Raw genomic sequence first — 24,427 nt, forward strand, 5'->3', positions numbered from 1 at the left:
GCGCCGGATGAGTGTCGCCCTTGCCGCGACCATCGCGATGAGCGGAGCCTTCGCGGGAGCAACCGCCCAGGCCGCCTCCGCTCCCTACGGGCCGCCCTACCCGTACGCGGACTGCGTCGCGGCGGCCAAGAAGAACGGCGAATCCACCCGCCATGCGAAGTGGCACTGCGACCAGCTGGTGAAAAAGGGCTGGGTCAAGCGCCCGCGGTCCTGACTGCCCGCGGTCTTGACCTCGCCCGCGCCGACGCCGCGCGTGCCCCTACCCCCGCGGGCGGGGTGCGCCGGGCTGTCGATCAGATGAGATGCGCGGCGATGGTGTGCGCGCACTCCATCGCCTCCGCCCGCGTGGTGTCGACCACCAGGTCATAGGTCACGCCCTGGTGGACCACGTCCGCCTGGGAGGCGGCCATTCCGGCGGTCCGGTCGCCTCGGGCGACCTCGCGGCCCGCGGCTACCGCGGCGTCACACCGGACGCCGACCCACAGCACCGGCAGTTCACCCAGGGCCTTTTGCCATCGCCGCTGGGAGTCCGCTCCGCCGAGGAAGACCTCGTCGACGATGACCCGGGCGCCGGCCCGGGCCATCGCGGCGATCCCCGCGATCCACGCCGCTTCGAGCGTCCGGAACGCCGGGCCGACCACCACCGCTCCGTCCGGAGCGAATTCGATCCCGGCGTCCGACGTCCGCAGGGACGCGGGCATCGCGTCGACCAGGGTGTCCGTCCCCAGGGCCAGCCACGGATCCGGCAGAACCGCCTGCAGACACCGGACGATCCCGGACTTCCCCGAGCTGGAACCACCGTTGAGGACGATCACCTGAGCCATCACCGCGCCACAGTAGAGCCGCCGGGGCAAGCCGCGAAACGGATTTCCGCGCACCCCAGAGCCGACACCACGCCGCGGGGTCAGCGAACGGTGGGCTGCGACTCCGCCGCGGCGATCGCGACGGAGTCCCTGACCGTGGCCAGCGCCGCCGCCCTTTCCCGGTCGGTCATGCGGGCCGGTGCGTAGGTGATGACGGGGCTGAGCACCTGGTAGCCGACGAACTCCAGCATGCCGCGGTGGATATGGAACAGGAAGTCGTCCATCGACCCGTAGGCGCCGCCGGGCCGGAACGACTCACTGGCCCCGCCGGTCGTGAACAGCAGCATCGCTCGCTTCCCGGCGAGCGCCGCGTCGCCGAAGACTCCGAGGTCCCCGCCGAAGACCCCGCCCATCACGAAGACCCGGTCCACCCATCCCTTGAGGATGGCGGGCAGCGAGAACCACCACAGCGGGAACGACAGTACGAGCAGATCGGCGGCGAGCAGCCGGTCGAGATGGGCTTTGACGGTCGCGTCGAGCGTCCCGTCCCCGAGCGCTCGCCGCTGCTCGGCCTGCGGCTTGAAGTGCCCTTCCACCGGCGCGAACTCCGCACGGCCGAGGACCGGGGCCCACGCGTCGGAGTAGAGGTCGAGGACGTCGACCCGGTAACCGGCATCGCGCAACGCCTGTGCCGCGGTGGTCATCTGGGCGGTGCTGAACGAATGGGGCTCGGGGTGAGCGTGAACGATCAGGGCGGTGGGAGCGGCAGCGAAGGTCGACATGAGGAGATCGTATCGACGTATTGCGATACGTCAATCAAATAACGGTGCCGATCGCTCGCGCCACCTGTGCCAGCCGTTCGTCGTCGCGCCGGTAGTGGGTCCACTTGCCCACCCGGGTGGGGCGCACGAGTCCCGCCCGTTCGAGCGTGCTCATGTAGCTGGAGACGGTGGACTGCGCGAGTCCCGACTTCGCCTGGATGTGCGTGACGCACACGCCGACCGACCGGCGGTCCGCGATCGGTTCGTACGCGCCGAAGTGCGTGTCGGGGTCCTTCAGCCACTGCATGATCTGCAAACGGGCAGGGTTGCCGAGGGCCTTGAACACCTCGATCAGGTCACCCGAGGCCGATTCCGCCGCAGCGGCCATGAGCCACCTCTCTCACCAGACATTCCGGCACACCACGTTATCTCGATCCGATCAGTGGCGGTCGGGGCCGTGGACGGGCCCGCCGTCGGGCCTGCGGTCGGGCCTGCGAACGACCCGCATTCGGGGCCCGACAGCGGCGTCGTGGCACAGGCGGCGCGGCCGGTCAGGCCGCCGTCGGCTCGGCCTCCGGTGCGGCCGGGGCCGCGGCCGGAGCCGGCGCCGAGGCCGTCTCCACCCGTTCCGCCGCCGGCAGGTTCCGCATCAGCAGCCAGTACCCCGCCGCGGCGACCGTGCCGATCACCGCGCATCCCGCCCACAGCGTGCCGGCCCCGTAGTGGTCGATCACGGTGCCGCCCGCCAGTGGGGCGACCAGGGCCGCCGTCGACCACGACAGGGCGTAGACGCCCTGGTAGCGGCCCCGGCCGTGGGTGGGGGAGAGGCGGGCGACGAGGCCCATCTGGGTGGGGGAGTTGATGATCTCGGCCAGGGTCCAGACGCAGACCGTCAGCATGTAGACGGCGATCGACCCGGCGAAGGCGGTCAGTCCGAAGCCGTAGCCCGCCAGCAGCGCCGAGACGACGAGCAGCCGCTGCGGGTCGCGGTGCTCGATGAAGCGGGTCACGGGGATCTGCAGGGCCACGATCAGCACGCCGTTGACGGCGATGGCCATGCCGAAGTCACGGCTGGAGAAGCCGTTCTCGCCCATCGCCACCGGCAGCGACACCGAACTCTGCATGAAGAGCAGGGAGATCAGGAAGGACAGTCCGACGACGCCCATGAAGCGCCGGTCGCGCAGCACCGTCCCCATGCCGACCTCGGGTTCCGCCGCGCCCGCCGCACCCGGCGTCACGGTCGGGCGGGATTCGGGGATCTTGCGGAAGACGAGGATCGCGCACGCCAGCGTCATGCCCGCCTCGCCGAGGAAGCCGATCAGGTAGCTGTGCTCGGCGATGAGCCCGGCGGCGAGCGAGGAGAAGGCGAAGCCGAGGTTGATGGCCCAGTAGTTGAGCGCGAAGGCCCGCACCCGGTCCTCGGGTGCCACGATGTCGGCCATCATCGCCTGCACCGCCGGCCGGGAGGCGTTGCTCGCCATGCCGACCACGAACGCGACGGCCGCGATGGCCACCGGGTGCTGCATAAAGCCGAGCACCGCCACCGACGCGGCCGTCGAGGTCTGCGCGATGAGCAGGGTGGGCCGTCGGCCGAGCCGGTCGGTCATCACGCCCGCGCCGATCGAGGACACCACGCCGCCGAGCCCGTGCAAGGCGGCGACGAGACCGGCGTACGAGGCCGAGTAGCCGCGGTCGAGGGTCAGATAGAGGGCGAGGAAGGTGGCGACGAACGCCCCGAGCCGGTTGACGAGGGTGGACGTCCACAGCCACCAGAACTCCCGGGGCAGCCCCGAGACGCTCTCTCTCGCCGCCCGCCTCATGCTCGCGACCGTCATCCCGCTACCCCCGGTGTGTAAGCGTCTCAATGCTTGATCACAACTTACACAGGCTTGGCGTGTCCGCGCCATCAAGTTATCGCCGTCGTCTCACGGGCCACCGCCCCCGGCCCTCCGGGGGCGGCCGGACGCGGCCCGGCGCGGCCAGGCGCGGCGGGGGTCCGGGCGGTATCGGGCGTCGATTACGCTCTTGGACATGGCCGACGCACCGTACAAGCTGATCCTCCTCCGCCACGGCGAGAGCGACTGGAACGCGAAGAACCTGTTCACCGGCTGGGTGGACGTGAACCTGACGGAGAAGGGCGAGAAGGAGGCAGTCCGCGGCGGTGAGCTGCTCAAGGACGCCGGCCTGCTCCCCGACGTACTGCACACCTCGCTCCAGAAGCGCGCCATCCGCACGGCGCAGCTGGCGCTGGAGTCCGCGGACCGCCACTGGATCCCGGTCCACCGCTCCTGGCGGCTGAACGAGCGTCACTACGGCGCGCTCCAGGGCAAGGACAAGGCGCAGACCCTCGCCGAGTTCGGCGAGGAGCAGTTCATGCTCTGGCGCCGTTCCTACGACACCCCGCCGCCGGTCCTCGAGGACGGCACGGAGTTCTCGCAGAGCGACGACCCGCGCTACGCGACGATCCCGAGCGAGCTGCGCCCGCGCACCGAGTGCCTCAAGGACGTCGTCGAGCGGATGCTGCCGTACTGGTACGACGGCATCGTCCCGGACCTGCTGGCCGGCCGCACCGTCCTGGTCGCCGCCCACGGCAACAGCCTGCGCGGCCTGGTCAAGCACCTGGACGGCATCTCCGACGCCGACATCACGGGCCTGAACATCCCGACCGGCATCCCGCTCTTCTACGAGCTGGACGCCGATTTCAACCCGGTCAAGCCCGGTGGCACCTACCTCGACCCGGAGGCCGCCAAGGCCGCCATCGAGGCCGTGAAGAACCAGGGCAAGAAGAAGTAACACCACTGATCCGCCACCAAGCCCCCTGCCTGCGCTTTCGCCGCGGAAAGGGGGCTTCGTGCTGCCCCGGGAGCCGGTCGTGCGCGGGGGCCCGCACGACGGGTCGGTCACCGAATGGAGTAGCGCGGATACGCTCCGGATGCGCGGAACGCATGTGCGGGTGAGCCTCGAAGCAAGGAGGTAACACCATGCACTCAATCCGCTCCGTCATATGCGGCGCAGCCACCGTCATCGCCGTCTGCGGCGTCTCCGCCGTTCCCGCCTACGCGGTCGACAGCCCGGTCACCAATGTGGCCGAGGCCCCCGTCGTCGCCGCCGGCGAGAACCCGGCCACCGACGACGACGACCACAACGAGCACGGCAAGCATCACGACGGCCGTGACGACTGCGACGACGATGGCCGCCACGACCACGACGGGCGCAAGGACCACGAGGGACGGTCCGATCACGACGGCAAGAAGGATCACGACGGCCGCGACGACCACGACGGCAAGAAGGATCACGACGGCCGCGACGACCACGACGGCAAGAAGGACCACGACGGCCGCGACGACCACGACGGTCGCAAGGACCACGACGGCAAGAAGGACCACGACGGCCGCGGGGACCACGACGACGACTGGCGTGACGACGACTGGCGTGACGACCACGACGGCCGAGGCGACCACGACGGCCGCGACGATCACGACGGGCGTCACGACCACGACGGCCGAGGCGACCACGACGGCCGTGAGGACCACGACGGTCGCAAGGACCACCACGACGGGCGTCACGACCACCACGGCCATGGCGACCACGACGGTCACAAGAAGGATCACGACGGCCACAAGAAGGACCACGACGGCCGTCACGACGGGCACGGCAAGCCCCACGCTCCCGCGCACGCGGGCGGTGGCGCCACCGCGAAACTCGCCTCGTCGGAGTCCTCGTCCGACGTCCCCGTCATCCTCCTCGCCGCGGGTGCCACGGCCGGTCTGGCCGGTGGAATGTTCTGGTACCGCCGCCGCACCGTGAAGCAGTGACGGGAAGAGAACGGGCGTCATGTCAGAACAGCGCAGAGGTGGCCTTGGCCGTCTGCTGACAGGGGTGGCCTGGGTGGCGTTGCTGCTCGCCCTGTGCCTGTGCGGCAGTGACACCATCGAGGAGCCGGCAGCCAAGGCTCCCTCGAAGGGCGTCGCCGCGGGCCGCCCCCCTGCGCACGGTCTGCCCCCGGTACACGAACCGTTGCCGGGGGCAGACCCCAAGGAACTGATCATCAAGGCCCGGGGCCTGAAGGCCCCGGTCGAGGGCCACGGCCTCGACGCGAAGGGCGGCGTCGAACCGCCCCCGTACGAGCGGCCCACGGCCGTGGCCTGGTACAAGGACGGCCCCCAGCCGGGCAGCCCCGGCGCCGCCGTCCTCGTGGGCCACGTGGACACCGAACAGACCCGGGCCGTCTTCTACGACCTCAGCACCCTCAAACGGGGCGAGACGGTCACCGTCGCCCGCGCCGACGGATCCACCGTCGAGTTCACCGTCGAGGACATCGCCGTCGTCGACAACGACCACTTCGACGCCGCGAAGGTCTACGAGCCCCGCGAGAAGGACCGCGCCGAACTCCGCCTGATCACCTGCGGCGGCAGCTACGACCGCGAGCGGCGCACGTACACCGCCAATGTCGTCGTCTCCGCGTATCTGACCGGGAACACGGGCTAGACAGACCGGCCCCGGCCGTGAAAGGGCCCCCGACCGGAGACCGGTCGGGGGCCCTTCCCGTGAGAGACGTGCGCGGGCGGTCAGCCGCAGCCGCCGCCGCACTGGCACGATCCGCCGCTCTGGCAGCCGCACGAGCACCCGGGTCCGCACTGACAACCGCTCAGTGCGAACAAGGACGCACGGTCGGCGAAGTTCTCGGGCGGGGACTCAGAAGCATCTGTCATGCGGTACCTCCTCGAAGGGTGGTCTGCCTGCCCCCAGTCAAGAACCGGGCGAACCGGCCGTCAATGGCCAGGACGCACAGGTGTCCGGGCGCACCGAGGGCGCGCGGAAGCACACGCGGCAGCACGTACCGATGGACGCGCCCTACGCGTTCTCGACCGGACCGGACGGCGACTGCGCGTTGGCCTGGGTCAGCTCGTCGGCGTGCTCACCGGTCACCAGATAGACCACGCGCTTGGCGACGGACACGGCGTGGTCCGCGAAGCGCTCGTAGTAGCGGCCCAGCAAGGTCACGTCGACGGCCGTCTCGATGCCGTGCTTCCAGCGGTCGTCCATCAGGTGCTGGAAGAGCGCGCGGTGCAGCAGGTCCATCGCGTCGTCGTCGTGCTCCAGCTGGAGCGCGAGGTCGACGTCCTTGGTGATGATCACCTCGGCCGCCTTGGCCATCAGCCGCTGCGCGAGCTGCCCCATCTCCAGGACCGTGGAGTGCAGGTCGCGCGGGACCGCCGTCTCCGGGAAACGCAGCCGGGCCAGCTTCGCCACATGCTGGGCGAGGTCGCCCGAGCGCTCCAGGTCCGCGCTCATGCGCAGGGAGGTGACGACGATCCGCAGGTCCGTGGCGACCGGCTGCTGGCGGGCGAGCAGGGCGATGGCCCGCGCCTCCAGGTCCCGCTGGAGGTCGTCCACCTTGGCGTCCGCCGCGATCACGGACTCCGCGAGCTTGAGGTCCGCGTCCAGGATCGCCGTGGTGGCGCGCCCGACCGCGGAGCCGACGAGCCGGGCCATCTCGACGAGTCCCTCGCCGATCGAATCCAGCTCCTCGTGGTACGCGTCCCGCATTCCTGACCTTCTCTCACTCCGAGTAGCGCCGGCCGGGGGGTTCTCCGCCCGCCCACGGTCCCACGTTCGGGCCGCAACGCGACGGCGAACGGCCTCCGGAGTGAACCGGCACCGACGTGAAGGTGAACTCTCGGCAACGTGTGTTCGAGGCACCCCCCATTTGGCTGTGGGACGGGCGGAGGGCGCGCATAACCTTGACTCATGAACGTGGACGCGGCCGTCGCCGCAGCGGCAGCCCTCGCCGGGGTGTGCACCGGTGTCATCGCGATGCTGGCGTTCCGCTGGAGCGAACGCGACCAGTCCCGCCCGACCCGCAGCTCCCTGCACACCGACGCGGTGCTGCCGCCCGGTGTGGACACCGTGCTGTCGGTGCTGCGGTCCTCCGCCGTCGTCCTCGACGAGGGCGACGCCGTCGTCAAGGCCAGCTCCGCCGCGTACGCGCTGGGGCTGGTCCGGGGCGGCGTACTCGCCGTCGAGCCGATGCTGCAGATGGCCCGCGACACCCGCCGCGACGGAGAGATACGCCAGGTCGAACTCGACCTGCCCCGCCGTGGCACCGGCCGCGGCGACGCCCTCGCGGTCTCCGCCCGGGTCGCACCGCTCGGCTCCCGGCTGGTGCTGCTCCTGGTGGAGGACCTCACCGAGGCCCGCCGTATCGAGGCCGTCCGCCGTGACTTCGTCGCCAACGTCAGCCATGAGCTGAAGACCCCCGTCGGCGCGCTGTCCCTGCTCTCCGAGGCCGTCATGGACGCCTCGGAGGACCCCGAGGCGGTCACCCGCTTCGCGGGCCGCATGCAGATCGAGGCGACCCGGCTGACCAATCTGGTCCAGGAGCTCATCGACCTCTCCCGGGTGCAGAACGACGACCCGCTGGAGGACTCCGAGCCCGTACGGGTCGACGAACTGGTCGCCGAGGCCATCGACCGCTGCCGCCAGCAGGCCGGTACGAAACAGATCACGATGGCCGCCGGAGGCACCGCCGACCTGCGCGTCTGGGGAAACCGCGGCCAGCTCGCCGCCGCCCTCGGCAATCTCGTGGAGAACGCCGTCAACTACAGTCCCGCCCGGACCCGCGTGGGCATCGCCGCCCGCCACATCACGGCCCCCGGCGGCGACCTCATCGAGATAGCCGTCACCGACCAGGGCATCGGCATATCCGAGAAGGACCGCGAACGGGTCTTCGAACGCTTCTACCGGGTCGACCCCGCCCGCTCCCGCGCCACCGGCGGTACCGGCCTGGGCCTCGCGATCGTCAAACACGTGGCCGCGTCGCACGGCGGCGAGGTCACGGTCTGGAGCGCCGAGGGCCAGGGCTCGACGTTCACCCTGCGGCTCCCCGAGGCGGGCGCGGCCCGCGACCGCGACCGGGGGCGCACACTGATCGAACACGCCGACGGCACGGCCGCCGGCGTCCGCGCCGGGGACTTTCGCTCCGGCGACCGCCTGACCGCCCCGGAGGCCCGCCCGTGACCCCCGGCACCCCGACCGGCCCGTACCACCCCGCACCACCTCGCCCCGAGCGAACCGCAGACCCGACCGGAGGTCCGCCCGTGACCGCACCGCCCGCCCCCGGGGACGGCCCGCTCCCCGCGGCCGCCGCGCTGTTTTGCCCCGAGACCCGACCGGAGGCCCGTCCGTGACCCGAGTGCTCGTCGTCGAGGACGAAGAATCGTTCAGCGACGCGTTGTCCTACATGCTCCGCAAGGAAGGCTTCGAGGTGGCCATCGCCGCCACCGGGCCCGACGGGCTGGACGAGTTCGAGCGCAACGGCGCCGACCTGGTCCTGCTCGACCTGATGCTGCCGGGCCTGCCCGGTACGGAGGTCTGCCGGCAGCTACGGGGACGTTCCAACGTGCCCGTCATCATGGTGACGGCCAAGGACAGCGAGATCGACAAGGTCGTCGGCCTGGAGATAGGAGCCGACGACTACGTCACCAAGCCCTTCTCCTCGCGCGAGCTGGTGGCCCGCATCCGGGCCGTGCTGCGGCGCCGGGGCGAGCCGGAGGAGGTCACCCCGGCGGCGCTGGAGGCCGGACCGGTGCGGATGGACGTCGACCGGCACGTCGTCACCGTCTCCGGCGGCAAGGTCGACCTGCCGCTGAAGGAGTTCGACCTCCTGGAGATGCTGCTGCGTAACGCGGGCCGGGTCCTCACCCGCATGCAGCTCATCGACCGCGTCTGGGGCGCGGACTACGTCGGCGACACCAAGACGCTCGACGTCCACGTCAAGCGGCTGCGCGCCAAGATCGAACCCGACCCGGGCGCCCCGCGCTACCTGGTGACGGTCCGGGGCCTAGGCTACAAGTTCGAGCCGTAGGCCCGTCGGCGGCAAGGCCCGCACGCACCGGGGGCCCGGAAGCGAAAGCTTCCGGGCCCCCGGTGCGTGTCCACGGCGCGACGGCTCAGTGACCGGCGTCGTGCTGCTGCTGGGCGCCGGGCGAGTGCGTGGGCTGGCCCGCGGGCGGCGTGTTGCCACCGGGCTGCGCACCGGCCTCCGTGCCGGGCGTGCTCCCCGGGGTGCCGGACGGCGTGGCGCCGGGCTTGGCCGGCTTGCCGGGCTTCGCCGGGGCGGGCTCGGCGGGGCCCCACTCCTTGAAGTAGCTCTTCGCCGGGAAGACGAACGCGGAGATCTTCACATCACCGGTCGAGCTGAAGTCGAACGTGAGCGGCTGCGACTCGCCGTCCTTCAGCGCCTCACGGCCGTTCGGCAGGACGGCGGACGGGTTGCCCGCGCCGCCGAGCGTCACGGAACCACCGGCCGGGACGACGAGCGGACCCGTGCCCTTGGCCGGGGAGAGCTTCACGGCGGTGCCCTTGCCGGGCAGCGAGATCGCCGTCAGCGTCTGGTCCTCGGTCCCGGTGTTGAAGACCTTGCCGGTGATGACCGCGGGGCCCGCGGTCTCCTGCTTCGGCTGGGTGATGACGTTGATGTTCTGAAGCTTGATGTCACCCACCGAGGTGGCGGCGTTGTCCGGCTTCACCTCGAGCGTCTGGGCATCGTTGCCCGCCGCGCAGGCGGAGAGCGAGGCGATCGAGAGCACGAGGGCGGTAGCGGCGAGAGCGCCGCGTCGAAGGCTGCTGCTCACGGCGGCGGCATCTCCTTGGACGAAGTAAAGGATGTGTCAGCGGGGCTTAGGTTACCGAGCCGTCGGAGAGCCTCCGCACCCGACCCGCCCCCATGGTCAACACGGTGCCACTCGGCTGGTCCACGCGGGTCCGTCCGGCGGGGTCCCCGGCCGTGGGCGGCGCGTGCCGGTGCGTGCCGCCCGTGGTGGTGAACGTTCCGCGGACCCGCCCCCCCCGGATACCGGACGGGCCCGCCGGTTACCCCTAGTCACTCACCCGGATGCCGTAGTCGCGCGGACACCGTGTGTATGAGCGGCCGAATATCGCCCGTCCATCCGTCCGGAACCGGCATCGGGCGATGCGGCGGATTATCGGTTAAGGAATGCGAGGGGGTCGCGGAAGGTCTTCGGTAATTGATCAAGTTCGCGTTGATCAATTCGGGATTACCCGCGTGGAAGGTAGGTGCTCCCCGAACGGAGTAGGGGAAGTCCGCCGACCGGACCCCGGCAAACCGGGACGTTCAGTCGCTCGCGGGGCCCGTCGGACGGGTGTAACGTGCGCGTTTCACTCCGCCCGGACAACGGCTCCGACCTGCGAATACCCGCTTCCGGAAGCCTCCCGCAGCACGTTCCGGTTGCTGTTGTCAAGCCCCGAGATATGCCCTGACCTGCGGAAACGCCATTCAGAACGCCCTCTTCTCGTGTTAGACTGGATAGTCACGGAAGGGGTACCTGTCACATGACGTTCAAGGTTGGCGACACCGTGGTCTATCCCCATCACGGGGCCGCGCTGATCGAGGCCATCGAAACTCGCCAGATCAAAGGCGTGGACAAGACCTACTTGGTGCTGAAGGTCGCCCAGGGTGACCTGACGGTTCGCGTGCCAGCGGACAATGCGGAGTTCGTCGGCGTGCGCGATGTGGTCGGCCAGGACGGGCTGGACCGGGTCTTCGAGGTGCTCCGCGCACCGTATGCGGAAGAGCCGACGAACTGGTCCCGTCGCTACAAGGCAAATCTCGAGAAGCTCGCGTCGGGCGACGTGATCAAGGTCGCCGAGGTAGTGCGCGACCTGTGGCGTCGTGAGCGCGAGCGCGGGCTCTCCGCCGGAGAGAAGCGCATGCTCGCCAAGGCGCGCCAGATCCTGGTGAGTGAGCTCGCCCTCGCGGAGAACACCAACGAAGACAAGGCCGAGGCCCTGCTCGACGAGGTTCTCGCGTCCTGAGGTAATGCGCAGTAGTGCGGGATCCGCGCGCTGGATCCACAGCAGGTGCTGGACGTAAAGAAGTGCCGCGGTGCCCGCGTGATGACGAAAAGGTCATCCGCCGGCGCTGCGGCATCTCTGCTTCGGTGGCGCGCTTCGGCGACGCTTCGCGGCGCCGAATGTCGTTCACGCCGTACTTGGTGTGCCGGGCCCGGGCAGCCGGCCCGACCAGTCGTCACGGAAGGGGCTGGTCGGGGCATCGTGCCCGGCACGCTGAGGCCATACCCAATTCGGCCGAGGAAGCAAACCTGAACGCCAACGCAATGTCCGATCGAGCCACCGCCGACGCACCCGGACGCACCGCCGCCGTCATTCCCGCGGCGGGTCGCGGAGTGCGGCTCGGGCCCGGCACCCCCAAGGCGCTGCGTGCCCTCAACGGCACGCCCATGCTGATCCACGCGGTCCGCGCGATGGCGGCTTCCCGGGCCGTCTCGCTCGTCGTCGTGGTCGCCCCGCCGGACGGTGCCGCCGAGGTCCGCAACCTCCTCGACGAGTACCCCCTCGCGGACCACGACCCCACCGAGGTGCTGGTCGTCCCCGGCGGCGGGACCCGCCAGGAGTCCGTGCGCCTGGGCCTGCGGGCCCTCACCGACGACGTCACCACCGTCCTCGTCCACGACGCCGCGCGGCCCCTGGTGCCGGTCGACACGGTCGACGCCGTCGTCACGGCCGTCCACGACGGCGCGCCCGCCGTCGTCCCCGCACTGCCCCTCGCGGACACCGTCAAGCAGGTCGAGCCGCGCACCGGCGATGCCGCGGGCGAGCCCGAGCCCGTCGTCGGGACGCCCGAGCGGGCGCTGCTGCGGGCCGTGCAGACGCCGCAGGGCTTCGACCGCGCCACCCTGGTGGCCGCCCACGACCGGTTCGCCTCCGCCGCCCGCGAGGGCGAGGGCGCCACGGACGACGCCGGCCTGGTCGAGCGGCTCGGCACCACCGTCGTGGTGGTGCCCGGCCACGAGGAGGCCTTCAAGGTGACCCGGCCGCTGGACCTGGTCCTGGCCGAGGCCGTACTCGCCCGCAGGAGGGCCAACGATGGCTTCTGAGTCCCCGGTACCGCCGGTACTGCCCCTGGTGGGCATCGGCACGGACGTGCACGCCTTCGAGGAGGGCCGCGAGCTGTGGTGCGCGGGCCTGCTCTGGGAGGACGCCACGCATGGCCTCGCCGGCCACTCCGACGGTGACGTCGCCGCCCACGCCGCCTGCGACGCGCTGTTCTCCGCCGCCGGCGTCGGCGACCTCGGCGCCCACTTCGGCACCGACCGCCCCGAGTGGTCGGGCGCGTCCGGTGTCACCCTGCTGACGGAGGCCGCCCGGATCGTCAGGGCGGCCGGTTTCGAGATCGGCAACGTCGCCGTCCAGGTGATCGGCGTACGCCCGAAGATCGGCAAGCGCCGGGAAGAGGCACGGAAGGCTTTGTCGGCGGCGATCGGCGCCCCGGTATCGGTCTCCGGCACCACGACCGACGGCCTCGGCCTCACGGGCCGAGCGGAGGGCCTGGCGGCCATTGCCACGGCCTTGGTCTTCCCGACCGTTTCCGCTGACGCGGTCTGAGGCCCCTTCCGCACCCCCCGCTGCGCGGCGGTTGTCCTCAAGCGCCGGACGGGCTGCTGTGCTGTGTCCTCAATCGCCGGACGGGCTGGTTTTGGCTGAGCCTGTCCTCATCAGCCCGTCCGGGCGGGTTTGGGCTGAGCCCAGCCAATCCAGCCCGTCCGGCGCTTGAGGACGCGCCCGCAGGGCGCTCGCCGCCGCAGGCGGCAAAACCGGCCCGGTAGCCGAAAAACCGCCGGAGGCCGTCGGCACCACCGCTACGCGGCGGTCGTCCTCAAGCGCCGGACGGGCTTGATATGGCTGACCTCAGCTCAAACCCGCCCGTCCGGCAGGGCCCCACGCCGCCCGCCGCAGGCGCCCCGTGGTCGGAGATCCGTCGGCCAAGCGCGCGCTGCGCATACGGTGAGAACGACGCCGTCACCGAGGGAAGGACCCCCACCGTGTCAGCCGCACTCTCCGACGACCTGAAGAAGCTCATCGACGACAGCCCCGTCTTCGCGACCGTGGCGACCGTGCAGCCCGACGGCAGTCCGCAGCTGTCGGTCACCTGGCTCAAGCGCGACGGTGACGACCTGCTGATCTCCACGACCGTCGGGCGCCGCAAGGAGAAGAACCTCCGGCGCGACCCGCGGGTGACCGTCATGATCAACCCGTCCAACGCGCCCTACACCTACGCCGAGGTCCGCGGCACCGCCACCCTCACGACCGAGGGCGGTCAGGAGCTGATCAACGAGCTGTCGCGGAAGTACACCGGGAAGGACTACGCGGAGTTCAACCCGGCTTCGAAGGACGACACCGAGCGCGTCGTCGTCCGGGTGGCCGCGCGCAAGGTCGTGGGCTCGCTCTGAGCCGAGGGCCGTCCCGCCGGCCCGGAAAGGGGCGGCGGGACGGCCGTCAGGGGCCGTCGGGCGTGCCCGGGGCGCCCACGGCGACCCGGTCGGGCTCCTTCTGCTCGTACGGGCGCTGCTGCCGCGGCACCGGCGGGACCTCCACCGCGTCGAGCGGCGTCGGCGTCGGCGTCGGCGGCGCGGCGTCGCGCGGGCCGGCGTCCGGCGCCGAGTGCAGTCGCATCTCCTCCATGCCCTTCCCCAGCGCCCGGCGCAGCCGCGTGCCCAGCGGACGCTCGACACAGCGGTGCAGGACCCACGCGGCGCCCAGCATCAGCGCGATGATCCCCAGGACGAGCGGCAGCGGGGGGATCGTGTGACGCAGCCAGTAGGTCAGCGTCATGCCTATGTACTGGTGGATCAGGTAGAGCGGGTAGGTCAGCGCGCCCGCCGTCGCGAGCCACCGCCACTGCAAGCGGTTGAAGTAGCCCAGGGCGATCATCGCCATCAGGGCGAAGGCGATGAAGACGATGAGGGTGGCCGGCCAGGTCGGGATGACCTCGGAGGAGTTGTCCGAGACCCGCCGCGGCACCTGGTGCAGGGCGAGCAGCAGGGACATGCCCACGATGCCCCAGAGCAGTGCCGTGGGCTTGAAGCGGTGCATCAGGTAGAACGCGATGCCCGCGATGAAATAGGGCGAGTACAGCGGCATCGCCCACATGTCGAGCAGCTTGTTGTCGACCGTGGGGGCGGTGATCGAGGCCACCGTCCAGATTCCGCAGAAAAGCACGCACTTGCGGTAGGTGACACCGGTCGCGACGACGATCGCGAAGAGCACATAGAACTTCAGCTCGATGAACAGCGTCCAGTAGACGCCGTCGACGTCCCAGACCCCCAGCCCCTGCTGGAGCATCGTCAGATTGGTGAGGACGACGTCCCAGTTCTTCACGTCGCGGACCTGCGGCCACATGGTGATGACGCCCGCGGTCAGGAATATGGCGACCCAGTAGGCGGGGTAGATCCGGGAAACCCGGGAGACCACGAAATCACCCAGGGTGCGCCCCCAGGTACTCATACAGATCACGAAGCCGCTGATCAGGAAGAAGATCTCGACGCCGAGCCAGCCGTACCGGGCAACGGGCTGGAGATCGGGAAATATCTCGGCGGCGGGCCGGTCCCAGCCGCCGCGCAGTGAGACGAGATGGAACAGCACGACCATGAGGGCGGCTATCAGACGGAGCCCGTCCAGGACGTAGAGCCTGGGTGCGGAGCGCCGGACGGCTACCCGGCCGCCATCGAGATCACCTCGGCTGGCGAAACGCATGTCGTCCTCTCCCGTTGTGCAGTCGGTTCATAGTATGCAGGGCCTATTCGCAGGCATGTTGGCATAGGAACCTGTCTACGTCGCCGTGACGGTTCTCTCGTGATCACTCTCTTCACTTCCTTCACTTCCGCACACGCGAATTCCCCGAGATGGTCGCTTGACCTCCTCGGATGTCCGCCATCGCGCGTTCCAGACCGTGTTTGATCACACGCGCCAGCGGTCGTTCCACATAGCGGTGCGTCAGCCACGCGGCCTGCAGCATCCCGAGGACGAGGGCGGGGAGCAGCACATAGCGCGGCATGTGTCCGTCGGCGTGCTTGATGACCACCCAGCCGATGCGCTCGTGCAACAGGTAAAGGGGGTAGGTCAGCACCCCGGCCGTGGCCAGCCAGCGCCAGTCGAGACGCCGTGTCCAGCCGAGGGCGACCGCCATGACCGCGGCGAAGAACACGGCCATCAGCAGCAGGGTCGGCCACCGCGGGACGCTGTGCCCCATATGGCTCTCCGCTCGCGCGTGGGCCGCCAGCAGATCGTGTTGCACGACCAGGAAGCTGCCCGAGACGATCAGCCAGAGCACCAGATTCGGTCGGAACCGGTACATCAGATAGAAGGCGATACCGGCGATGAAGTACCAGCAGTCCTGCGGCAGCAGGATCTCCGTGAGCGTCCGGTCGCCCACGCCCCTGGCGACCACCGCCGCGACGGCCCACGCGACGCAGAAGCCCACCGCCCGCCGGTACGTCAGCCCCTTCCAGGCGACGAGCGCGAACAGCAGGTAGAAGCGCATCTCGATCCACAGCGTCCAGTAGACGCCGTCGACCGGGGCCACCCCGAGCGGATCCTGGAGCATCGTGAGATTCACGGCCACGTCCTGCGGCCTGGGCGTCTCGTTGACCACCGGCCAGAGATAGAGGACGAGCGAGACGGCCAGTACCGCGAACCAGTACGCCGGATAGAGCCGGGTCACCCGCGAGGCGGCGAACCGTCCCACGCTCTTGCCCCAGCAGCTCATGCAGATCACGAAGCCGCTGATCAGAAAGAACAACTGGACGCCCAGCCAGCCGTACGAGGCCGGCAGATAGGCCGTCGGGAAGAGCGACCGCGACGGCCCCTGCCACGCGCCGCTGCCGAACGCGATGTAGTGGTACGCCACCACCATCAGCGCCGCCAGCAGCCGCAGCCCGTCCAGCGCGGCCAGCCTGCCGGGTGCCCGGTCCCGCTCCGGCCGGGGCCGAACCGGTGCCGGGGGTTCCGGATGCTCCTGCTGTACCGGCAGAGTGGAGTGCAACGCCCCTCCTGGGTTCCGCGGCACCTCACCGAGAAGATGAGGCGTGCCGGGGAAGCTACCACGGCTATTTGTACTTTTGACGCAAAAGGCAAATAAGGGGCAAAACGTGCCGCGAGGGTTCGGATCCGGCGCTCCATGGAAGTGACAGGAGAGCCTCCATATCCCCGCTGCCAGCCGGGACCCCGGTCCGGAGCGGGCCTTCCCCCCGGCCGGAAAGCACCTACTGCCCGGGGCACTCCCTCACGCCCACTACCCTGGTTCCGTGACCATTCGCCTGTACGACACCAGCGCCCGGCAGATCCGCGACTTCTCCCCGATCACACCGGGCTGTGTCTCGATCTACCTCTGCGGTGCCACCGTGCAGGCCGCACCGCACATCGGCCACATCCGATCGGGCCTGAACTTCGACATCATGCGCCGTTGGTTCACCTACCGCGGCTACGACGTGACCTTCATCCGCAACGTCACGGACATCGACGACAAGATCATCGCCAAGGCCGCCGAGCAGGGCCGCCCCTGGTGGTCGATCGGCTACGAGAACGAGTGTGCCTTCAACGCGGCGTACGACGCGCTCGGCTGCCTGCGCCCGACCTACGAGCCGCGTGCCACCGGCCACGTGCCCGAGATGATCGAAATGATGCGCGGTCTGATCGAGCGCGGCCACGCCTACGCCGCCGAGGGCAACGTCTACTTCGACGTGCGCTCCTACCCCGACTACCTCGCCCTCTCCAACCAGCAGCTGGACGACCTCCGCGCGGCGGGCGACGTCGAGGCCGGCAAGCGCGACCCGCGCGACTTCGCCATGTGGAAGGCGTCCAAGCCGGGCGAGCCCAGCTGGGAGACGCCCTGGGGCCGCGGCCGCCCGGGCTGGCACCTGGAGTGCTCGGCCATGGCGCACAAGTACCTGGGCGAGACCTTCGACATCCACGGCGGCGGGCTGGACCTGATCTTCCCGCACCACGAGAACGAGATCGCCCAGGCCAAGGCCTTCGGCGACGACTTCGCCGCCTTCTGGGCGCACAACGCCTGGGTCACCATGAGCGGCGAGAAGATGAGCAAGTCGCTCGGCAACTCGGTGCTCGTCTCCGAGATGGTCAAGCACTGGCGTCCCATCGTCCTGCGCTATTACCTCGGCACCCCGCACTACCGCTCGATGATCGAGTACAGCGAGGAAGCGCTGCGCGAGGCCGAGTCCGCGTTCGCCCGGATCGAGGGCTTCATCCAGCGGACCTGCGAGCTGGCCGGCCACGAGGTCGCGCCCGCCGCCGAGGTGCCGCCCGCCTTCGCCGAGGCGATGGACGACGACCTGGGCGTCCCCCAGGCGCTCGCCATCGTCCACACCACCGTCCGGCAGGGCAATTCCGCGCTGACCGCCGACGACAAGGACTCCGCCGTCGCCCGACTGGCCGAGGTGCGCGCCATGCTCGGCGTGCTGGGCCTCGACCCGCTGGACGAGCAGTGGGCCGGCTCCGGCACGGGCCGCGGTGACGATCTCCACGGCGTGGTGGACTCGCTGGTCAGGCTGGTTCTCGAGCAGCGGCAGGCGGCCCGCGGCCGCAAGGACTACGCCACCGCCGACGCCATTCGCGACCAGCTCCAGCAGTCCGGTCTCGCCATCGAGGACACCCCGTCCGGCCCCCGCTGGTCGCTGTCCTGATCAGTGACGCCCGGCACCACCGGGCGTCCTGAGAGACACTTTTCGTACGTACGTTTTCTGAGCCGTCCCCATCGGCCCTGAGCAGTAGAAGAAACAAAGGTGACCCATGGCCGGCAACACTCAGCGCAGGAACCGCCGCACGTCCAACAAGAAGGGCATGCAGGTCGGCAGCGGAGGCCAGCGTCGTAAGGCCCTGGAGGGCAAGGGCCCCACCCCGCCCGCGTCCGAGCGCAAGGGACACAAGAAGAACCGCCTCGCCAGCGCCAAGGCGCGGCACGAGACCAAGCGTCCGGCTCCGCGCCGTGGTGGCCCCAAGGGCACCAACGAGCTGGTCGTCGGCCGTAACTCGGTCGTCGAGGCGCTGCGTGAGGGCGTCCCCGCGAACACGCTCTACGTCCAGCAGTACCTGGACAACGACGAGCGCGTCCGCGAGGCCATCCAGCTCGCCTCCGAAAAGGGCCTGAACCTCATGGAGGCGCCCCGCCCGGAGCTGGACCGGATGACGAACGGCCTCAACCACCAGGGCCTCGTGCTCCAGGTGCCGCCGTACGACTACGCCCACCCGGACGACCTCACCGCCGCCGCCTTCGATGCCGGCGAGGACCCGCTGATCGTCGCGCTCGACGGCATCACCGACCCGCGCAACCTCGGCGCCGTCGTCCGCTCGGCGTCCGCCTTCGGCGGCCACGGCGTCGTCGTCCCCGAGCGCCGCGCGGCCGGTATGACCGCCAGTGCCTGGAAGACCTCCGCCGGCACCGCCGCCCGCACGCCGGTGGCCCGCGCGACCAACATGACCCGGCTGCTGGAGTCGTACCAGAAGGCCGGTCTGACGGTCGTCGGCCTCGCCGCGGACGGCGACGTCGAACTGCACGAGCTGGAGGCCCTCGGCGGCCCCGTCGTCATCGTCGTCGGCAGCGAGGGCAAGGGCCTGTCCCGCCTCGTCGGCGAGACCTGCGACTTCCGCGTCCGCATCCCGATGCCGGGTGGGGCGGAGTCGCTGAACGCGGGTGTGGCGGCGGGTGTGGTGCTGTACGAGGCGTCTCGGCGACGGGCGTAGCCTGGCCGGCGGATATTTCGGCTGCGGGCGCGTCTTGCCTCCTGCGGCGGCGAGGCGCCCTGCGGGCGCGTCCTCAAGCGCCGGACGGGCTGGTTTTGGCTGAGCTCAGCCGCCAAGCTCGTCCGGCGTTCGAGGAACACAAGATCCGCCGGAAGGCGCAGTTGATGATCTTGACGGGTCTCGGACAGTTGGGGTCGGTCAAGACAGTGTCCTAATCTCAAGTCACTCGGTTAGATGAGTGTGGACACCAGAACACCCCGCACACCTACGGGGGGAAGCTCTTCGGGGTACGACGACCAGCCCGCGCTGAGTACGGTGAAGGTTCCGTCCGACCCCGCGCAGGTCGTCGTCAACCACGTGAGTTTCCGCGTGCAGCTCGCCCGGCCCCCGCGCGCCGCCCGGCAGTTCGCCGGGATCGCCGACACGGCGCAGCTGCCGACCGTCAGGAGCGCGGCCAAGCGGCGCGCCCCGGTGGTGTGGAGCGGGCGGACCGAGCCCGGCGAGTCCGCGCCCACCCAACTCCTCCAAGCCATAAGAGACTCCGGCGCGGCCGGCCCCGACCCGGTGACCGCCGGGGGGCACGACGCGGGCTCCACCCAGGTGCTGCCGCGCATCCGCGTCGACGACGCCCCGACCACCGTCATCGGCCCCCGTGGACCCGCCGAACCCACGAACCCCACGGGCACCCAGAGTCCCACCGGACCCGGGACCCAACTCCTGCACGGCGTACGCCCGACCCACAGCGCGTATGACGAAGCGGCGTACGACGACTCCGAGTTCGACGACCGGGACGGCCGCGACGACGCGTACGACGAGGACGGCGCACCGCGCCGCCCCGGCGGCGACTCCGTCCGGCACGCCTACTACCCCGGCCGCCGGATGAACCTCGGGGTCGTCCTGCTCCCGCTGCGCGTCTTCCTCGGCTTCATCTCCATCTACGCCGGCATGGGCAAGCTCTGCGACCCCGTCTACTTCGACGGCGGCCGCCGCGGCTCCATGGTCACCTGGCTGACCTCCCTGCACCCCTGGCCCGTCGCCTCACCCCTGCGGGACCTGGCGCTCAGCCACCCCGTCGGCGCCGGGCTCACGGTCGCGTTCCTGCAGGTCGTAGTCGGCGTCCTGACCATCTTCGGCCTCTGGCAGCGCGTCGCCGCCGCCATCGGCGTCCTGCTGTCGGCGACCCTGCTGGTCACGGTGAGCTGGCGGAGCGTTCCGGCGTACGACGCCCCCGACATCATCTACCTCGCCGCGTGGAGCCCCCTGGTCATCGCCGGCGCCCCCTTCTACTCCATCGACGGCAGGCTCGCGAGCGAGGCCTGGCGGCGGCTCGGCCCGCGTGCCGAACTGTGGGAGCTGCGCCGGCGCGTCCTGCGCCGCGGCACGATCATGGCGACGGTCCTGATCGGCCTCGCGCTGCTGACCGGCTCGACGCTCGGCGGGGCCGTACGGTCCTCCGAGGTCGCCCGGATGCCCGGGCCCGCCGACCCGCCCACGAACCACCTCCCCGGGACGCCGCTGCCCCGGAAGCCCGGTTCCCCGGCCAGCCCGCGCGGCTCCCAGAGCGCGGTGCCCCCCGGCACGCCCAAGCCGACCGCGCCGGGCAGGAAGACGGCGACCCCCACCCCGACCGGTCCGGCGGCGCCGGGGGCCGCCCGTACGCCGACGAGTTCCGCCGGTACCGCGGGTCAGCCGGGCAACACCCCGGGCGGCGTCCGCCCCGCACCGCAGAGCCCGCGCCAGCCGGCAGCCCCCGCCGCCCCGCGCAGCCCCTCCGGCTCCACGGCCACGGGCGGCTCCACCGGTGGCACGACCGGCGGCACCGGCGGTTCCTCCGGCGGCACGACCTCCGGCGGCTCCCGCGGCGGTGGCGCGCTGGGCGGCCTCCTGGGCTGACCCTTCGCTCCGCTCCGTCACGGCCCGCACCCCGCGTCTGTCCTTCCGGACGCGGGGTGCGCTGCGCGCGGCGTCGCGCTTTCGCATCTGCGCCCTGTCGGCCCGCCTCGCTGCACCACCGCTGCGCGGCGGTGTCCTCAATCGCCGGACGGGCTGGTTTTGGCTGGGGTTGTCCACGTCAGCCCAGCCACTTCAAGCCCGTCCGGCGTTTGAGGACGCGCCCGCAGGGCGCCCGCCGCCGCAGGCGGCACCACGGGGGGCCGGTAGCCGAAGAACCGCCGGAGGCCGTCGGCACCACCGCTGCGCGGCGGTGTCCTCAATCGCCGGACGGGCTTGATATGGCTGAGCCTGTCCTCATCAGCCGAGCCACCTCCAGCCCGTCCGGCGTTTGAGGACGCGCCCGCAGGGCGCCCGCCGCCGCAGGCGGCAAAGACGGCCCGTCGGCGAAGATCCGCCGGCCAGGCGAGAGGTTACGACGAACGCCCCTGAGCGGCCAGCTCCTTGGCCGCCTCCGTCAGGTCCTTCGCCGTGTCGATGGCGCGCCAGTACGCGCCGTGCGGGAGCGGGAAGCCGGCCAGGCGGCGTTCGCGGGCCAGGCGCGGGAAGGTGGTGCGTTCGTGGTCGCCGCGCTCCGGCAGCAGGTCCGTGAAGCCGGCGGAGAAGACGTACACGCCGGCGTTGATCAGATAGGGCGAGGGCGGCGATTCGATGAAGTCGAGGACGTGACCGAACTCGTCCGTCTCCACCGCGCCCCACGGGATGCGCGGGCGGGCCAGCGCCAACGTCGCGGTGGCGTCGCGCTCATGGTGGAAGGCGGCCATCTCGCGGAGCGAGAAGCGGGTCCAGATGTCGCCGTTGGTGGCGTACCAGGGCCGGTCGGGGTGGGGCAGCGACGCCGCGGCGTGCTTGAGGCCGCCGCCTCGGCCGAGGGGTTCCTTCTCGACCACGGTGGTCACCCGGAGCGGCAGGTCGGCCGAGACGAGCCAGTCCTGGAGCACCTCGGCCAGGTGGCCGCAGGAGACCACGGCGTCGGTGACGCCCTCGGCGGCCAGCCAGGCGAGTTGATGGCCGATGATCGGGGTCCCCGTGCCGGGGATCTCGACCATCGGCTTGGGACGGTCGTCGGTGTACGGGCGCAGCCGCGACCCCTGGCCGCCGGCCAGGACGACGGCCTGCGTGGGGTGCGGATGGGCGTGGATGCCGGTCATGCGGATGACGATATGCCGTGGCACCGGCCGCCCGGCGGCCGGTGCCACGGCAGCGCCCGCGGCGGGCGCTCAGTGGTTCTGGGCGACGCCGGTGGCGAAGGACGTGTCACAGACGGGCCGTGAGAAGGCCTGGGCCTGCTTCACGGAGCCGTACTTGGCGACCGCGGCCCGGCCGAGCGCCCGCGCGATGTCCGCGCAGTGGCGGGCCAGTGAGGGGCGTCCCTCGGAGACCTGCTGGAGATGCGTGAGCGCGACGCCCGGATTCTTCTCCTGCAGCTCGGTGAGCAGCCGGTCGCGGAGCACCTCGTGCGGGGCACGGTTGGCCTTGGCCTGAGTGGAGGCGGTATGGGAGGAAGCGGTGAGTACCTGCGTCCGGTCGCTCGGCGCCGCCCACGGGACGCGGGTGACCGCGAGGGTCCCGGAGAGCACGAGGACGACGGGAAGGACGAAGGCGAGAGTTCTGCCGATGCGGCGGGCGGCCTGGTTCATGTCGCAGATGGTAGCGAGGGGTAATGATATGGCGACATTTAGTCACCCGGTCGAGCGACACCACAGCGCGTGAGTGCGGTAGCGATGTTGACGCACGGGGCTCGAAAAGCGCGTTGTGCGTGGGTATTTATCGACAGCGGGTGCGAAGCGGATGTCCACTTGTGCAGGCGCCCGGTGGGCGCGGAAACGGCGGGACCCCGCGCCGGACGGGGCACGGGGTCCTGTCGTCACGCGGGGGCTCAGTCGCTGAGGCGCTCGCCCGAGGAGGTGGAGAACACGTGCAGTTCGCCGGGGCGCGGCACCACGTGCAGGATCGATCCCTTCTCCGGCACCCGGCGGCCGTTGACGCGCACCACGAGGTCCTGCTGCTCGGCCCCGACCTCCGCGGTGCCGTAGACGTAGCCGTCCGCGCCCAGCTCCTCGACCACGTTGACGGTGACGGCGAGCCCGGCCGGGGCGTCGTCGGCCGCCTTGGAGAGCGTCTTGGCGGTGGCGCCGTTCTGCTCGACCACGTCGAAGTGCTCCGGCCGTACGCCCACGGTGACCGTGCGGTCGCCCCGGTCGGCGGCGGCGGTCAGCGCCTGGCGCGAGACGGGCACGACGCTGTTGCCGAACTTCACGCCGCCATCGGTGATCGGCACCTCGACCAGGTTCATGGCCGGGGAGCCGATGAATCCGGCGACGAAGAGGTTGGCGGGGCGGTCGTACATGTTGCGCGGCGAGTCGACCTGCTGGAGCAGCCCGTCCTTGAGCACCGCGACCCGGTCGCCCATGGTCATGGCCTCGACCTGGTCGTGCGTGACGTAGACGGTGGTGATGCCCAGGCGCCGCTGGAGCCCCGCGATCTGGGTCCGGGTCTGCACCCGGAGCTTGGCGTCGAGGTTCGACAGCGGCTCGTCCATGAGGAACACCTGCGGTTCGCGTACGATCGCGCGCCCCATCGCCACCCGCTGGCGCTGTCCGCCGGACAGGGCCTTGGGCTTGCGGCCCAGGTACTCGGTGAGGTCGAGGATCCGCGCCGCGTCCTCGACCTTCTGCCGGATCTCCGTCTTGTTGACCCCGGCGATCTTCAGGGCGAAGCCCATGTTGTCGGCGACGGTCATGTGCGGGTACAGCGCGTAGTTCTGGAACACCATCGCGATGTCCCGGTCCTTCGGCGGCAGGTGCGTGACGTCGCGGTCGCCGATCCTGATGGAGCCGCCGTTGACGTCCTCCAGCCCCGCGAGCATCCGCAGCGAGGTGGACTTCCCGCAGCCGGAGGGGCCGACGAGGACGAGGAATTCACCGTCCTCGATGGAGATGTCGAGCTGATCGACGGCGGGCTTGTCGGACCCCGGGTAGATGCGGGTCGCCTTGTCGTACGTGACCGTGGCCATGGTGATGCGGTCCCTTCACCGGCAGGAACGTGCCGGACGATCCGAGTAAAGGAGTGGTCCAGTCCAATTGGACGGGGTTGCCGGTGACGGTACCCGCGCGGCGGGCGGTTGTCAGCCCCCGAACGTTGTGGCTGACGGAACAGGGCGCTGTGTAGAGTGGTGCCGCGTTCGCGGGGCCGGCCCCGCCGCGTTTGCCGCCTTAGCTCAGTTGGCCAGAGCGTCGCTCTTGTAAAGCGAGGGTCGTCGGTTCGAATCCGACAGGCGGCTTTGTGCGAGCGCCGATCGGCGCAGGGGAAAGGCCCTCCGGAAGCTTCCGGAGG

23 protein-coding genes, 1 tRNA gene and 1 pseudogene are annotated in these 24,427 nt (G+C 70.7%); 14 read left to right on the top strand and 11 right to left on the bottom strand.

The features are described 5' to 3' along the window. Window positions 1-7: 7 nt before the first annotated feature. Window positions 8-214 carry a hypothetical protein gene (locus tag ACZ6MA_RS12635; protein ID WP_469434078.1) on the top strand — a complete coding sequence of 69 codons (207 nt, stop codon included), beginning with the start codon at window positions 8-10 and terminating at the stop codon, window positions 212-214. 79 nt (window positions 215-293) lie between these two features. Here the strand turns inward: ACZ6MA_RS12635 and cpt are convergent, their stop codons facing one another. The 4 genes from cpt to ACZ6MA_RS12655 form a co-directional block, all read right to left on the bottom strand. Further along, window positions 294-824 carry a chloramphenicol phosphotransferase CPT gene (gene cpt / locus ACZ6MA_RS12640; RefSeq protein ID WP_469434079.1) on the bottom strand — a complete coding sequence of 177 codons (531 nt, stop codon included), beginning with the start codon at window positions 822-824 and terminating at the stop codon, window positions 294-296. 80 nt (window positions 825-904) lie between these two features. Then, window positions 905-1,585, bottom strand: a complete 681-nt coding sequence (locus tag ACZ6MA_RS12645) for an NAD(P)H-dependent oxidoreductase (protein WP_469433282.1) — start codon at window positions 1,583-1,585, stop codon at window positions 905-907. Window positions 1,586-1,619: 34 nt separating this feature from the next. Continuing rightward, complete coding sequence (locus ACZ6MA_RS12650) at window positions 1,620-1,952, bottom strand: ArsR/SmtB family transcription factor (RefSeq protein WP_469433283.1); 333 nt, start codon at window positions 1,950-1,952, stop codon at window positions 1,620-1,622. A gap of 163 nt (window positions 1,953-2,115) precedes the next feature. Continuing rightward, on the bottom strand, window positions 2,116-3,399 hold the full coding sequence (locus ACZ6MA_RS12655; RefSeq protein WP_469433285.1) for an MDR family MFS transporter: 1,284 nt from the start codon (window positions 3,397-3,399) through the stop codon (window positions 2,116-2,118). 196 nt (window positions 3,400-3,595) lie between these two features. Between ACZ6MA_RS12655 and ACZ6MA_RS12660 the strand changes: the two genes are divergently transcribed. From ACZ6MA_RS12660 to ACZ6MA_RS12670, 3 genes are all read left to right on the top strand, one after another. Continuing rightward, entirely contained in the window at window positions 3,596-4,357 is a 762-nt protein-coding gene (locus tag ACZ6MA_RS12660) for a phosphoglyceromutase (protein WP_184736324.1), read from the top strand. A 188-nt stretch (window positions 4,358-4,545) separates the two neighbouring features. Then, window positions 4,546-5,379: a hypothetical protein gene (locus tag ACZ6MA_RS12665; protein ID WP_469433286.1), complete on the top strand. Its 834-nt coding sequence runs from the start codon at window positions 4,546-4,548 to the stop codon at window positions 5,377-5,379. Window positions 5,380-5,452: 73 nt separating this feature from the next. Continuing rightward, window positions 5,453-6,052 (top strand): class F sortase, encoded by a 600-nt coding sequence (locus ACZ6MA_RS12670; protein WP_469433288.1) that lies wholly within the window; start codon window positions 5,453-5,455, stop codon window positions 6,050-6,052. Between the two features lie 366 nt (window positions 6,053-6,418). On the opposite strand, the gene phoU is transcribed toward ACZ6MA_RS12670, so the two are convergent. Beyond that, window positions 6,419-7,114, bottom strand: a complete 696-nt coding sequence (gene phoU / locus ACZ6MA_RS12675; protein WP_469433290.1) for a phosphate signaling complex protein PhoU — start codon at window positions 7,112-7,114, stop codon at window positions 6,419-6,421. Window positions 7,115-7,315: 201 nt separating this feature from the next. Between phoU and phoR the strand changes: the two are divergent. Together phoR and phoP are read left to right on the top strand one after the other, a co-directional pair. Beyond that, a pseudogene (gene phoR / locus ACZ6MA_RS12680) lies at window positions 7,316-8,480 on the top strand (two-component system sensor histidine kinase PhoR); the annotation flags it as partial. Between the two features lie 279 nt (window positions 8,481-8,759). Beyond that, window positions 8,760-9,431 carry a two-component system response regulator PhoP gene (phoP, locus tag ACZ6MA_RS12685; RefSeq protein WP_465270536.1) on the top strand — a complete coding sequence of 224 codons (672 nt, stop codon included), beginning with the start codon at window positions 8,760-8,762 and terminating at the stop codon, window positions 9,429-9,431. Window positions 9,432-9,516: 85 nt separating this feature from the next. Here phoP and ACZ6MA_RS12690 read toward each other — a convergent pair whose 3' ends face one another. Beyond that, on the bottom strand, window positions 9,517-10,200 hold the full coding sequence (locus ACZ6MA_RS12690) for a copper chaperone PCu(A)C domain-containing protein (protein ID WP_469433291.1): 684 nt from the start codon (window positions 10,198-10,200) through the stop codon (window positions 9,517-9,519). A gap of 718 nt (window positions 10,201-10,918) precedes the next feature. On the opposite strand from ACZ6MA_RS12690, the gene ACZ6MA_RS12695 reads away from it, so the two are divergent. The 4 genes from ACZ6MA_RS12695 (at window position 10,919) to ACZ6MA_RS12710 (ending at window position 13,836) form a co-directional block, all read left to right on the top strand. Next, window positions 10,919-11,401, top strand: coding sequence for a CarD family transcriptional regulator (locus tag ACZ6MA_RS12695; protein ID WP_003953493.1), 483 nt, complete (start codon window positions 10,919-10,921; stop codon window positions 11,399-11,401). A 302-nt stretch (window positions 11,402-11,703) separates the two neighbouring features. Then, the gene (gene ispD / locus ACZ6MA_RS12700; RefSeq protein WP_469433292.1) at window positions 11,704-12,483 is read left to right on the top strand and encodes a 2-C-methyl-D-erythritol 4-phosphate cytidylyltransferase; all 780 of its coding nucleotides are present in this window, start codon (window positions 11,704-11,706) and stop codon (window positions 12,481-12,483) included. Continuing rightward, window positions 12,473-12,991 (top strand): 2-C-methyl-D-erythritol 2,4-cyclodiphosphate synthase, encoded by a 519-nt coding sequence (ispF, locus tag ACZ6MA_RS12705; protein WP_469433294.1) that lies wholly within the window; start codon window positions 12,473-12,475, stop codon window positions 12,989-12,991. Before ispD ends, ispF begins: the two co-directional genes overlap by 11 nt. Window positions 12,992-13,428: 437 nt before the next feature. Continuing rightward, window positions 13,429-13,836 carry a PPOX class F420-dependent oxidoreductase gene (locus ACZ6MA_RS12710; RefSeq protein ID WP_469433296.1) on the top strand — a complete coding sequence of 136 codons (408 nt, stop codon included), beginning with the start codon at window positions 13,429-13,431 and terminating at the stop codon, window positions 13,834-13,836. A 46-nt stretch (window positions 13,837-13,882) separates the two neighbouring features. Here the strand turns inward: ACZ6MA_RS12710 and ACZ6MA_RS12715 are convergent, their stop codons facing one another. Further along, a complete protein-coding gene (locus ACZ6MA_RS12715; RefSeq protein WP_469433297.1) occupies window positions 13,883-15,139 on the bottom strand; it encodes an acyltransferase family protein in 1,257 nt (418 codons plus the stop codon). 121 nt (window positions 15,140-15,260) lie between these two features. Beyond that, entirely contained in the window at window positions 15,261-16,427 is a 1,167-nt protein-coding gene (locus ACZ6MA_RS12720; protein WP_469433299.1) for an acyltransferase family protein, read from the bottom strand. 262 nt (window positions 16,428-16,689) lie between these two features. Here ACZ6MA_RS12720 and cysS point away from each other — a divergent pair, with 262 nt between their 5' ends. The 3 genes from cysS to ACZ6MA_RS12735 all read left to right on the top strand — a co-directional run bounded on the left by cysS (window position 16,690) and on the right by ACZ6MA_RS12735 (window position 21,034). After that, the gene (gene cysS / locus ACZ6MA_RS12725) at window positions 16,690-18,084 is read left to right on the top strand and encodes a cysteine--tRNA ligase (RefSeq protein ID WP_469433300.1); all 1,395 of its coding nucleotides are present in this window, start codon (window positions 16,690-16,692) and stop codon (window positions 18,082-18,084) included. Window positions 18,085-18,190: 106 nt separating this feature from the next. Beyond that, window positions 18,191-19,141: a 23S rRNA (guanosine(2251)-2'-O)-methyltransferase RlmB gene (gene rlmB, locus ACZ6MA_RS12730; protein ID WP_469433302.1), complete on the top strand. Its 951-nt coding sequence runs from the start codon at window positions 18,191-18,193 to the stop codon at window positions 19,139-19,141. Between the two features lie 234 nt (window positions 19,142-19,375). Next, the gene (locus ACZ6MA_RS12735) at window positions 19,376-21,034 is read left to right on the top strand and encodes a DoxX family protein (RefSeq protein ID WP_469433303.1); all 1,659 of its coding nucleotides are present in this window, start codon (window positions 19,376-19,378) and stop codon (window positions 21,032-21,034) included. A 470-nt stretch (window positions 21,035-21,504) separates the two neighbouring features. Here ACZ6MA_RS12735 and ACZ6MA_RS12740 read toward each other — a convergent pair whose 3' ends face one another. The 3 genes from ACZ6MA_RS12740 to ACZ6MA_RS12750 all read right to left on the bottom strand — a co-directional run bounded on the left by ACZ6MA_RS12740 (window position 21,505) and on the right by ACZ6MA_RS12750 (window position 24,107). Then, complete coding sequence (locus ACZ6MA_RS12740) at window positions 21,505-22,242, bottom strand: nucleotidyltransferase family protein (protein WP_469433305.1); 738 nt, start codon at window positions 22,240-22,242, stop codon at window positions 21,505-21,507. Between the two features lie 69 nt (window positions 22,243-22,311). Further along, a complete protein-coding gene (locus ACZ6MA_RS12745) occupies window positions 22,312-22,731 on the bottom strand; it encodes a hypothetical protein (RefSeq protein WP_469433307.1) in 420 nt (139 codons plus the stop codon). 239 nt (window positions 22,732-22,970) lie between these two features. Next, entirely contained in the window at window positions 22,971-24,107 is a 1,137-nt protein-coding gene (locus ACZ6MA_RS12750) for an ABC transporter ATP-binding protein (protein ID WP_469433308.1), read from the bottom strand. Between the two features lie 193 nt (window positions 24,108-24,300). On the opposite strand from ACZ6MA_RS12750, the gene ACZ6MA_RS12755 reads away from it, so the two are divergent. After that, a tRNA-Thr gene (locus ACZ6MA_RS12755) sits at window positions 24,301-24,374 on the top strand. Window positions 24,375-24,427: the final 53 nt, after the last annotated feature.

The organism is Streptomyces sp. NPDC042259 (assembly GCF_055582085.1).